The following is a 12,007-nucleotide window of genomic DNA, read 5'->3' on the forward strand; positions in this document are numbered from 1 at the left end:
AATCGCTACTGGTTATGATTGTTTGATTAAACGAGCGTAATAAAACCCATCCATATTTTGACTGCCGGGTAATATTTGCCAGCCTGGATCTTCTATATTTTCACTGCTAAATATAGGGTCGAGTTTGGCATCTTGTTGTGAATTTAAAAACTGCGTAATTTGTTTTTTATTTTCATCAGGTAGTATTGAACACGTTGCGTATAATAGTACGCCGCCTGGTTTTAATAATGACCACATGTTTTTTAAAATTTCTTGCTGGAGTTCGCTTAAAGCTTTGATATCTGAATCTTTTCTAAGATATAAAATATCAGGATGCCGACGAATGACGCCTGTTGCAGAACATGGAGCATCTAACAAAATCCGGTCATACTGTTGACCGTCCCACCAATCATTTTTGCTGGCGTCACCTTGTAAAATATTACAGTTTAAATTTAATCGTTGCATCGTTTGACTAACACGGTTTAAACGTTTTTCATCAATATCTAAGGCATCACATTCAACATTCGCCATTTCTAAAATGTGAGCTGTTTTACCGCCAGGTGCCGCACAAGCATCTAGTATTTTTTCACCGTCCATTGCGCCTAATAATCTGGCCGCTTGTTGGGCGGCTGCATCTTGAACGGAGCAACTACCTTCAAAAAAATCAGGCAGGGTATCTACGGAAACTGCATTATCTAATAGTAGCGTTTCTGCTTGTTTATTATCTTGTGTGAAGGGAATTTCAGCTGCTGTTAATTTTTGAATAAAATCATCTGTTGTTTGTTTACGTTGATTTATTCTTATCCAAAATGGGGGCTTAGCTAGATTTTGTTTGATGATTTTTTTCCAGCCTTTAGGGTAGGCGGTCTTTAATCTTTTTAGCAGCCAGTCTGGATGCGCACTCGTTATTTGTGCTGGAGCTGCATTGAGCTTTTCATTTAAGCTTTGTTGTTCTCGCTGGTAGCTGCGTAGTAATGCATTAACTAAGCTAGAAAACCCACTAAAATTAAGCTGTTTGCAAGCTTCAACAGTTTCACCTACCGCGGCATGGTCGGCCACTCTTTCCTGATCTATTTGATAAAAACCAATCGCAATTAAGTATCGCACTAAGTTAAATTCAGGTTTGATTTTAGTGTGGGTTAACTGGTTTATAAAATAATTAAACTGGCTATATTGGCGTAAAACACCATAAACAAAGTCTTGGCATTGGCCTCGTTGGCTGGCTGTTAATGTGTTGGTATGTTGCTCAAAACATTGGCTTAGCGACTGCTGTTTATCTAATACAGAATAAATAATATTGGCGCTGATAGCTCGGGTATTTATGCTCAAAGTTGAGCTCCTTGAAGAAACCAATCTTGTCTGGCATTTAAAATATCAGCAACAGGTAAAGCTTTTTTACCGGGTAGCTGCAGTTGGGTTAACTTGAGAGCTTGATTTCCGGTTTGAACTATTACGCCAGTTTTGTCTACTTGCAAAATAGTGCCGGGGGGATGGTTGTTATCAAGGTTAACTAAGTTGGCTTGGTGTACCTTTATTGCCGTATCATTTAACTTAAAATACGCCATTGGCCAAGGTGTAAAAGCACGGACATTTCTCTCTAATTGTTTGGCTGCTAATGACCAATCAATAAGCGCCTCTGTTTTATTGAGTTTTTTTGCATAGTTAGCTGAGTCATCATCTTGTTTTATTGGGCAAGCTTGTTGGCTTTCAATTTGTTCGAGCGATTTAAGTAAAGCTTGTGGACCTATATCAGCTAGTTTTTCATATAAGCTTGCAGATGTATCTGAATCGTCAATGGGTACAGCTTGGGATAGCAACATATCACCCGTGTCTAAGCCTACATCCATTTGCATAATGGTCACTCCGGTTTCTTTGTCACCAGCCCAAATTGCTCTTTGAATTGGGGCGGCTCCTCGCCATCTTGGTAATAAGGAGCCATGTACATTGATGCAACCTAATTTAGGCGTGTTTAAGATAACCTGAGGCAATAATAGCCCATAAGCGACCACAACCATTAAATCTGCATTTAATTGGGCTAGCTGGTTTTGCGCTTCGTCTGATTTAAAATTTTCAGGTTGATACACCCTTATATCATGCGATTGGGCTAGCTGCTTTACGGGCGAAGCTTGTAATTTTTTACCACGACCCGCTGGTCTGTCAGGTTGACTATAAACGGCAATCACTTGATGCTCTGAGTTTATCAAGGATTCTAAATGGCGCGCAGCGAAGTCAGGCGTTCCTGCAAAAACTATTTTCAAAGGCAAAGTGTTAACCTATTTTGTTTTGATTATCGGGCAGCCAGCTTGGCTTCTTTATCTAATTTTTTACGGATCATTTGACGCTTTAACGGCGATAAATAATCAACAAATAGTTTGCCATCTAAATGGTCAAGTTCGTGCTGAATGCAAATTGCCATTAAACCATCGGCGTCCATGGTAAATTGTTCACCATTTTTATCTAAGGCAGTGACTGTCACTTCGTCTGCTCGTTCTACTTTGGCATAAACTCCTGGAAACGAGAGGCAGCCTTCTTCATGAATACGTTCGCCTTTTTTTGCGATAATTTCAGGATTAATAAATACCAAAGGCTGATCTTGATCTTCGCTGCAATCAGCAACAAAAATTCTTTCAATAACATCAACTTGAGTTGAGGCTAAGCCTACACCTTGGGCTTGATACATGGTTTCGATCATATTGTCACAAATCTGTTTTACTTCAGCTGTTACTTCAGCAACTGGTTTTGCGACAGTGCGTAATCGTTCGTCTGGATATTTTAATACTTGATAAATTGACATAATTTTGTGATGTTTCTGTACGTTAATGAAATTTTGGGTATATTTGTTAAACATTTTAACCTTTTTATTGCTACCATGGCTAATAAATCGTTCAACAAGGAAAGCGTATGCTTAAGTTAACTCGTATTTTTTTCTTTACTATGTGTTTTGTGAGTGCTTTTTCGTTTGCAGATACACTCAAGTTAAAATCCGATGCGCCTGAACGTTACGTCGTTAAAAAGGGTGATACCTTATGGGATATTTCCACTTTGTATTTAAAATCACCATGGAACTGGCCAAAGTTATGGGGAATGAACTTACAAATAGAAAACCCTCATTTGATTTACCCTGGCGATATTTTATCTCTTCAATATAACAGCCAAGGTGAACCTAGGTTAGTTGTTAACCCAAAATCTAATCGAGCTAAAAAACAATTTAAACTCTCGCCCGGAAAGCGAATTACCCCAAAAGATGCCAATGCAATTACTAGCATCCCGCTTAATACCATTGCACCTTACTTATCAAATCGACGATTGTTACCGGCCTCAGAGTTTCAGTTTGCTCCTATGGTGTTAGGTGGGGATACTAATACTAAAAATAAAGTCACAGGTGATTTAATTTATGCAAAAGGCAATTTAATTGCGAATCATTTGTACGGAATTTACAAACAAGTTGAAAATGAACAACTCAATCAAAATAACAAGTCTTTGGTTGAATTAGTCTTAACTGGTACAGCAAGAGTGTTGAACTCTAATGATAATGTGAGCCGATTGACGGTTGTATCTAATAAAACTGAAATCAAACCAGGTGAGCGATTATTCTCTATGTTAGAAGATCAATCATTACCAGCCTATTTTCAATTATCTGAATTATCGTCAAATTTGGATGCAGAAATTATTGCATCTGCTTCTAAGTTCCGTGAATTTGGTCAGCACGAAGTTGTTACCATTAATGCAGGGTCTGATATAGGATTAAAAAGCGGCCATGTACTTGGCGTTTACCGACAAAGCCCTGATGTATTAATGAAAGATGGCAAGCCGGTTTATTATGAAGATGCCGATAAATGGAATCAGTTAATCCACAAGTTGGCGCCTGACGCTGAAACTATGCCGATTGAAAAAATTGGACATTTAGTTGTGTTTAAAGCGTATCCAACCGCGAGTTATGCTTTTGTCACCCAAATTCAAAAAGCGTTAGCGCTGGGAGATAAAGTTAATCGACCTTAATTAAGCTTGAGCTTATTAGGGTCTTTTGACGTTTGGAGTACAAATTTTGTTCTAACTAAACGCTTTTTGATCGCGACGCGAGATATATAGCATAGTTATTCTATGTCAATATCGAGCACAGCTACCGCATCCTGCTCACGCTAAGTATCTGCATCCATGCAGGCAACAGAGCAAAAAGCATTTAGAACGAACCCGAAGGGCAGCGTTTGTTTAGCATTTCTTCTGCGTTACGTCAATCGCTATACCTTGTATAAATACCAAACAAACTGCTGCAAAATTGTACCCAAAAGGTTAACAGACCCTAAACATTCAACTATGCTGAAAAGAAGGGATTATTTTTTGGGATGATTTATGCAAACGGATGCAATTGATACATTAACATCGCACTGGCTTGCGGTTAAGCAAATCAAAGGGTTAAGAGTTAGTCAGCTTTTAAAAATATTAGAATTCAAAAGCTTACCTGAGCTATTTGCAAGTGATTCGACATCGTTAGCGGGTTATGGATTTAAGCCTGAGCAAATTAATACCATTAATCATATTAATTTTGCTGAAATTGAACGTTTACTGAATTGGCAGCGACAACATTCCAGCCATCATATTATTCATTATCAAAGTGAAGCCTATCCTGAGCGACTAAAACAAATAAGTTCACCACCTCTGGTTTTGTTTGCTATTGGTGAGCCTGAGTTGTTAAACCAAGCTCAAGTAGCTTTAGTTGGTAGCCGTAGTGCTTCACTTTATGGGCAAGACAATGCTTTCCAATTTGCCAAAGCATTAACTCAAAATGGACTGGTAGTAACCAGCGGTTTTGCTGCAGGCATTGATGGCCATGCACACAAAGGGGCACTTGAAGCGAATGGTAAAACCATTGCAGTATTAGGAACAGGCCCTGATGTAATTTACCCTAAACGCAATTTTCAGCTATATCAAAAAATTATAGACTCAGGTCTGGTTGTATCGGAATTTCCTCCAGGAACTCAAGCTAGAGCTCAGCACTTTCCTAGGCGAAATAGAATCATTAGTGGGTTAAGTTTAGGCGTTTTAGTGGTAGAGGCGGCGTTAAAAAGCGGTTCGCTCATTACGGCTAAATTTGCGTTAGAACAAAATCGAGAAATATTTGCTATCCCAAGTAGTATTCACGACCCTAGAAGTAAAGGTTGTCACCAATTGATCCAACAAGGCGCTAAATTAGTACAAACTATAGAAGACTTGCTCGAAGAGTTGCCGGAACATGCTAAGACGGTAAATTTATCGCTTTTTTCTCAAAATAATGAAAAAAATAATAAAGAAAACTTCACAAGTAACGAATTGTTGGTTAAGTTAGATTATGAGGTGACTTCGATTGATGAGTTAGTCGAAAGGACACAACAACCCGTCGATATGGTTTTATCTCAACTTCTGGATCTTGAATTACAAGGTCTCATTGCTGCTACTTCGGGTGGTTACATTCGATTGAGGAGGGAATAGATATGTTTGATATCCTCATGTACTTGTTTGAAAACTATGTTCATAGCGAAGCTGAGGTGATGGTTGATCACGACCAGCTAACGGATGAATTACTTAAAGCAGGTTTCGAAGTTGACGAAATCTACAAGGCTTTGCATTGGCTTGAAAAGCTGGCAGATTTACAAAACGCAGATACCATTCCCTATTTAACTAAAGCATCGCACAGTCCCTCAGTTCGGGTTTATACCGAAGATGAGAAAATGCGCATAGATGCTAAAAGCCAAGGGTTCATTCTGTTTTTAGAGCAAATTAATGTGCTTGATATAGAAACCCGTGAAATGGTTATCGATAGAGTAATGGAACTAGAAACACCTGAGTTTTTATTGGACGATCTTAAATGGGTTATTTTGATGGTTTTATTTAATGTTCCTGGACATGAAACTGCTTATAACCAAATGGAAGAATTGGTGTTTGAAGAACCAGAAGGTATGTTGCATTAGTGATTATTTTGGTGTTTGTTTGGCGATAGTGTTATTGTGTCTGTATGTCAGATAAAGCACCTGAATTATTTAAGCAATCAACAGCTGCACTCGAAAAAGAGACTCAGTCTTGTCCTGAGTGCAATGCCGAGCTTGTTTTTCGAAGTGGTAAAAAAGGGCCTTTTTTAGGTTGCAGTACTTACCCTAAATGTGAATACATTAAGCCTTTACACCAAGAACAAGATAACACCAATAAAATTATTGAAGGTTCATCCTGCCCTAAATGCCAACATGAACTGGCTGTTAAGCATGGTCGTTATGGTATTTTTATTGGCTGCACTCAGTACCCTGAATGCGACTTTGTGGATCATACTGATCAAGCTGAAACCCAAACAACCGATATTACTTGTCCTAAATGCCAATCAGGCGAAATAATTCAGCGGCAAAACAGATTTGGAAAGTTATTTTATGCCTGCTCAGCTTACCCTAAATGCAAGTATGCTTTAAATTACCAACCCGTCTCTCATTCATGCCCTGATTGTAGTTGGCCAATTATGGTGGAAAAAAAGCTTAGAGGTAAAATTCAATGGGTGTGTCCACAAAAAAAGTGTGGCTGTAAAATTGAGCCTGCAAATTAGCTTTTATTTGTGTTCGGTATATAATCCTTGTATTTCAATTTATTTAAACCCATTTTATGTCTGAAACTAAGCAAAGCATTTACACGGGTGCCGTTGACGCATTAACTCAGGGTGGGGTTGTGGCTTATCCTACTGAGTCTTGTTTCGGTTTAGGCTGTGATCCTGATAATTTCCCTGCGGTTGAAAAAATTCTTCAATTAAAGCAAAGACCAAAAGAAAAAGGCGTTATTCTTATTGCGAGTGACTATTCGCAACTGATGCGTTATGTTGATGACAGCAAAATTCCTCAGGATAAACGGTATCAAGTTTTATCCCATTGGCCTGGTCCTTATACTTTATTATTGCCAACACTTAATTCTGTATCATCACTATTAACAGGTCAGTTTTCTACAATTGCAGTGAGAGTGACCAACCATCCTATTGCGCGAGAATTATGTCGCCAATTTGGTAAACCTATTGTGTCAACGAGTGCTAATTTATCCGGTCAGCCATCAGCTAAATCATTTAGTGAAGTTGAGCAAATTTTTTCAGATAAAGTCGATTTTATTGTCCCAGGTCAAATAGGCCAATCAGATAAACCTAGTACAATCATCAACCCGTTAACACAAGAAGTATTTAGATCATGAGTCAAGTTGATATCAATCAAGTCAAAACATTCTTATTAGCACTACAGGATCAAATTTGCCAATCATTAGAAGTATCAGATGGTGGCGCTAAATTTGTGGAAGATGCGTGGCGAAGAGAAGAGGGCGGAGGTGGCCGAACTCGAGTTATGACAAATGGTAATGTGATTGAGCAAGGTGGCGTAAATTTTTCACATGTTTTTGGCAGTACAATGCCTCCATCTGCAACGGCACATCGTCCTGAATTGGCGGGGAGAAGTTGGCAAGCCTGTGGCGTGTCTTTGGTTATCCACCCTAAAAACCCTAACATTCCAACATCACATGCAAATGTACGATTTTTTATAGCAGAAAAAGAGGGTGAAGTGCCTGTCTGGTGGTTCGGCGGTGGGTTTGATTTAACGCCCTATTACCCTTTTGAAGAAGATGTTGTTCACTGGCATAAAACCGCCTATGAGCTTTGTGAACCATTTGGAAATACGGTTTATGCAGAGCACAAAAAATGGTGTGATGATTATTTTTACCTTAAACATAGAGCAGAAACCCGAGGCGTAGGTGGGCTCTTCTTTGATGATTTAAATCAATGGCCTTTTGAAACGTGTTTTGATTATATTAAAAAAGTGGGGTTAGGTTTTATTGATGCTTATGTCCCTATTATCGACAAACGTAAAAATACTGAATTTAGTGAAGCTCAGCGTCAATTTCAACTGTATCGCCGGGGTCGTTATGTTGAGTTCAATTTGGTATTTGATCGTGGCACTTTATTTGGCCTGCAAAGTGGTGGGCGTACAGAATCAATTTTAATGTCAATGCCACCACTTGCCAGATGGGAATATAATTACCAGCCAGAACCCGGTAGTGCCGAGGCTAAATTATATGAAAGGTATTTAAAACCACAAGACTGGCTCAATTTGAATTAATCATGTGGGTCGCGAGTTGATAAAAGCTTTTTTGTAACTCGCGGCGAATTTGCTCATTTTTAATGACATCATCAAGTGCTTGATTCATACACAACATCCATAAATCTCTCTGGTGAATTGTCACGGAAAACGGCAAATGACGAGCTCTTAAGCGTGGATGACCGTATTTTTGTACAAATAAATCAGGCCCGCCTAACCAACCGGATAAAAACTCAAAAAATCTCACTCGGACACTATTTAGTGGTTTTGGATGAATGGCTAATAAATCTGCAGCGTGCGGGTCAGATTCCATTATATCGTAAAATCGGTTGGCAAGTTGATAGACAACTTTTTCACCGCCAATTAAGTAATAAGGGGTATTTTGATTCATAGTAGACTTGTTTTTCTTCGAAAATATCTTTTTAATGCCAAACAAACTTAACTCTCGGTAATAATTTAGGATTCTAATGGATCAGTACAAAGTATATGGTAACCCAATAAAACAAAGTAAATCACCTTTGATTCATACTGAGTTTGCCAAACAAACAGATCAAGCTATTGAGTATACCTCCCAGTTATCTGAACTTGATACCTTTGAGCAAGATATCGCTCATTTTATAAAAGCGGGTGGTAAAGGGTGTAACGTGACTATGCCTTTTAAAGAGCGAGCATTCAACTTAGCAAATAAAGTGAGCGAGCGAGCGCAATTGGCGCAAGCCGCTAATACCTTATCTTTTTTAGAAGACGGAACAATAGAAGCAGATACAACCGATGGCCCTGGTTTAGTAAATGATTTGTTGGCTAATGGAATTTGTTTAAAAGGTATGTCGATTTTATTAGTTGGAGCCGGTGGTGCTGCCAGTGGAGTTATACAACCACTCTTGCAATCACAACCTAGGATGTTGGTTATAGCAAACAGAACCGTTAGCAAAGCAACAGAGCTTGCCCAGCGTTTTGGCCATTTTGGCAATATAGAGGCAAAAGCTTTTAATGAGTTGGACGAAAGCTATGATTTAGTGATTAATTCTACTTCGACCAGCTTAACAAACGAATTACCCGCAGTACCTAGTAAAATTTTCAAACAGAATGCTTATGCTTATGACATGGTTTATGGTGATAAACCAACTTTATTTGTTGAATGGGCCTACCAAAATGGCGTTAAATTAGCACTTGATGGTTTAGGAATGTTAGTTGGACAAGCAGCTGAAAGTTTTTATATATGGCGCAACGTTAAGCCTGACCTTTTAGCTGTTGTCGAAAAATTACGTGGTGAATTGTAGTTTTAGTGTAATTGACTTGAATAAAAGATGACTATTTATAAATAGTCATCTTTTAATTCAACATAATTCAAAGCTGATTGTTTTAAAAAGTCTAATTCGGCTTGAGTTAACTTTCTGGCTTGGGTCGCCGGACTTCCTTTATATAAAAAGCCTGATTCTAATTTTTTGTTTGGGGCAACTAAAGCACCAGCAGCTAACATCACATCATCTTCGATAATCGCACCGTCTAATACAATGGCACCCATGCCAATTAAAACTCGATTCGCGATATAACAGCCATGAAGCATCGCCTTATGCCCAATAGTGACATCATCACCAATAATAAGTGGGTAGCCGTCAGGGTTGGATAAGCTTGAGCGGGTAACGTGTAAAACTGAGCCATCCTGTATATTGGTTCTTTGACCTATTTTTATATAATTAACATCGCCCCTTGCGGCAACTAATGGCCAAACGCTGGAATCTTGATCTATTACTATATCACCAATCAAAACAGCGCTCTCATCAACGTACGCAGTGTTAGCTATGGTGGGTGAAATTTTTTTATAACTTCGGTGAGCTTTCATATGTCATAAATTTGTTGGTAAAAGGTAGGTGTAAGTTAGACACAAAGCCAATAAATAAGCAAGTTGTAGGTTAATTAAGCAAACAAACTTTAATTTCAAATAAATTCAAAAAAAGCGTTGACGGGGTTTAATTAGTCCCTATAATGCGCCCCCACAACGCAGCAACACGCAGACAAACATCAGCGAGTGAATGCGCAGCTCAATAGAGTTCAAACCGTTGAAAAGGCCTGTTTAACGTTAAATATCAATAACGAAAAATAAAGGCTTGACAACAAAAGAGGACAGCGTAGAATGCGCGGCCTCGCTTCGGTAAGAAGCAGCGGAATATCCGCAACGTTCTTTAAAAATTAGGTAACCTTATTTATCTGTGTGAGCACTGGCATAGATTTGATGAATGAACAATTTATCAATTTATTCAGGCTCACATGAAAATGTGATTTTGAGTTAATTGAGCAAGATTTAAAAACTTTTTTGAAGAGTTTGATCATGGCTCAGATTGAACGCTGGCGGCAGGCCTAACACATGCAAGTCGAGCGGAAACGATGAGAGCTTGCTCTCAGGCGTCGAGCGGCGGACGGGTGAGTAATGCTTGGGTATCTGCCTCGTTGTGGGGGATAACCATTGGAAACGATGGCTAATACCGCATAATACCTACGGGTTAAAGGGGGCCTTTATGGCTCCTGCGACGAGATGAACCCAAGTGAGATTAGCTAGTTGGTGGGGTAATGGCCTACCAAGGCGACGATCTCTAGCTGGTTTGAGAGGATGATCAGCCACACTGGGACTGAGACACGGCCCAGACTCCTACGGGAGGCAGCAGTGGGGAATATTGCACAATGGGGGAAACCCTGATGCAGCCATGCCGCGTGTGTGAAGAAGGCTTTCGGGTTGTAAAGCACTTTCAGTCAGGAGGAAAGGTAAGTTGTTAATACCAACTTACTGTGACGTTACTGACAGAAGAAGCACCGGCTAACTCCGTGCCAGCAGCCGCGGTAATACGGAGGGTGCAAGCGTTAATCGGAATTACTGGGCGTAAAGCGCACGTAGGTGGCGTGATAAGCTGGGTGTGAAAAACCGGGGCTCAACCTCGGCCGTGCATTCAGAACTGTCATGCTAGAGTAAGGGAGAGGGGGGTAGAATTTCAGGTGTAGCGGTGAAATGCGTAGAGATCTGAAGGAATACCGGTGGCGAAGGCGGCCCCCTGGCCCATTACTGACACTGAGGTGCGAAAGCGTGGGTAGCGAACAGGATTAGATACCCTGGTAGTCCACGCCGTAAACGATGTCTACTTGCTGTTTGTGGATTTAATCCGTGAGTAGCGAAGCTAACGCGATAAGTAGACCGCCTGGGGAGTACGGCCGCAAGGCTAAAACTCAAATGAATTGACGGGGGCCCGCACAAGCGGTGGAGCATGTGGTTTAATTCGATGCAACGCGAAGAACCTTACCATCCCTTGACATCCACGAGAGCTAGAAGAGATTTTAGTGTGCCTTCGGGAATCGTGAGACAGGTGCTGCATGGCTGTCGTCAGCTCGTGTTGTGAAATGTTGGGTTAAGTCCCGCAACGAGCGCAACCCTTATCCTTAGTTACCAGCGATTCGGTCGGGAACTCTAAGGAGACTGCCGGTGATAAACCGGAGGAAGGTGGGGACGACGTCAAGTCATCATGGCCCTTACGGGATGGGCTACACACGTGCTACAATGGACAGTACAGAGGGCAGCTAACTAGCGATAGTGTGCGAATCCCTTAAAGCTGTTCGTAGTCCGGATTGGAGTCTGCAACTCGACTCCATGAAGTCGGAATCGCTAGTAATCGCAGATCAGAATGCTGCGGTGAATACGTTCCCGGGCCTTGTACACACCGCCCGTCACACCATGGGAGTGGGCTGCAAAAGAAGTAGGTAGCTTAACATTGGGCGCTTACCACTTTGTGGTTCATGACTGGGGTGAAGTCGTAACAAGGTAGCCCTAGGGGAACCTGGGGCTGGATCACCTCCTTACAAAAATTCATTAAACGTGCACAGTGTTCACACAGATAAATAAACGGTTATCAAATTTAAAGGCAAGCAAAAACCAAACCCAAGTGTTGGGGTGCAATAAACTG

General features: G+C 40.4%; 12 protein-coding genes and 1 rRNA gene. 8 read left to right on the forward strand and 5 right to left on the reverse strand.

Translation table 11 applies throughout. From position 1 onward, the window contains the following. Positions 1-12: 12 nt before the first annotated feature. The 3 genes from rsmB to def are packed head-to-tail and all read right to left on the reverse strand — an operon-like array spanning position 13 to position 2,773. Positions 13-1,308, reverse strand: coding sequence for a 16S rRNA (cytosine(967)-C(5))-methyltransferase RsmB (gene rsmB / locus OLW01_RS00285; RefSeq protein ID WP_268074598.1), 1,296 nt, complete (start codon positions 1,306-1,308; stop codon positions 13-15). Next, positions 1,305-2,243, reverse strand: coding sequence for a methionyl-tRNA formyltransferase (gene fmt, locus OLW01_RS00290; RefSeq protein ID WP_268074599.1), 939 nt, complete (start codon positions 2,241-2,243; stop codon positions 1,305-1,307). The genes rsmB and fmt overlap by 4 nt, the downstream gene beginning before the upstream one ends. A 23-nt stretch (positions 2,244-2,266) precedes the next feature. Beyond that, on the reverse strand, positions 2,267-2,773 hold the full coding sequence (def, locus tag OLW01_RS00295) for a peptide deformylase (protein ID WP_268076245.1): 507 nt from the start codon (positions 2,771-2,773) through the stop codon (positions 2,267-2,269). 107 nt (positions 2,774-2,880) lie between these two features. Between def and OLW01_RS00300 the strand changes: the two genes are divergently transcribed. The 6 genes from OLW01_RS00300 (at position 2,881) to hemF (ending at position 8,081) form a co-directional block, all read left to right on the forward strand. Further along, positions 2,881-3,978 (forward strand): LysM peptidoglycan-binding domain-containing protein, encoded by a 1,098-nt coding sequence (locus OLW01_RS00300; RefSeq protein ID WP_268074600.1) that lies wholly within the window; start codon positions 2,881-2,883, stop codon positions 3,976-3,978. 351 nt (positions 3,979-4,329) lie between these two features. Continuing rightward, positions 4,330-5,445 carry a DNA-processing protein DprA gene (gene dprA, locus OLW01_RS00305; protein WP_268074601.1) on the forward strand — a complete coding sequence of 372 codons (1,116 nt, stop codon included), beginning with the start codon at positions 4,330-4,332 and terminating at the stop codon, positions 5,443-5,445. A gap of 2 nt (positions 5,446-5,447) precedes the next feature. Beyond that, positions 5,448-5,924: a DUF494 family protein gene (locus OLW01_RS00310; protein WP_268074602.1), complete on the forward strand. Its 477-nt coding sequence runs from the start codon at positions 5,448-5,450 to the stop codon at positions 5,922-5,924. A gap of 44 nt (positions 5,925-5,968) precedes the next feature. After that, a complete protein-coding gene (locus OLW01_RS00315; RefSeq protein ID WP_268074603.1) occupies positions 5,969-6,541 on the forward strand; it encodes a DNA topoisomerase family protein in 573 nt (190 codons plus the stop codon). 56 nt (positions 6,542-6,597) lie between these two features. Then, positions 6,598-7,167, forward strand: coding sequence for an L-threonylcarbamoyladenylate synthase type 1 TsaC (gene tsaC / locus OLW01_RS00320; RefSeq protein WP_268074604.1), 570 nt, complete (start codon positions 6,598-6,600; stop codon positions 7,165-7,167). Further along, entirely contained in the window at positions 7,164-8,081 is a 918-nt protein-coding gene (gene hemF, locus OLW01_RS00325) for an oxygen-dependent coproporphyrinogen oxidase (RefSeq protein ID WP_268074605.1), read from the forward strand. Before tsaC ends, hemF begins: the two co-directional genes overlap by 4 nt. On the opposite strand, the gene OLW01_RS00330 is transcribed toward hemF, so the two are convergent. After that, entirely contained in the window at positions 8,068-8,451 is a 384-nt protein-coding gene (locus tag OLW01_RS00330; RefSeq protein ID WP_268074606.1) for a group II truncated hemoglobin, read from the reverse strand. The genes hemF and OLW01_RS00330 overlap by 14 nt on opposite strands. Before the next feature lie 76 nt (positions 8,452-8,527). Here OLW01_RS00330 and aroE point away from each other — a divergent pair, with 76 nt between their 5' ends. Next, positions 8,528-9,340 (forward strand): shikimate dehydrogenase, encoded by an 813-nt coding sequence (gene aroE, locus OLW01_RS00335; protein ID WP_268074607.1) that lies wholly within the window; start codon positions 8,528-8,530, stop codon positions 9,338-9,340. 35 nt (positions 9,341-9,375) lie between these two features. Here aroE and OLW01_RS00340 read toward each other — a convergent pair whose 3' ends face one another. Beyond that, on the reverse strand, positions 9,376-9,903 hold the full coding sequence (locus tag OLW01_RS00340; RefSeq protein ID WP_268074608.1) for a gamma carbonic anhydrase family protein: 528 nt from the start codon (positions 9,901-9,903) through the stop codon (positions 9,376-9,378). Positions 9,904-10,371: 468 nt separating this feature from the next. Between OLW01_RS00340 and OLW01_RS00345 the strand changes: the two genes are divergently transcribed. After that, positions 10,372-11,903 (forward strand): 16S ribosomal RNA (locus OLW01_RS00345). Positions 11,904-12,007: the final 104 nt, after the last annotated feature.

Origin of the sequence: Catenovulum adriaticum (genome assembly GCF_026725475.1) — a bacterium.
Classification (GTDB): Bacteria; Pseudomonadota; Gammaproteobacteria; order Enterobacterales; family Alteromonadaceae; genus Catenovulum; species Catenovulum adriaticum.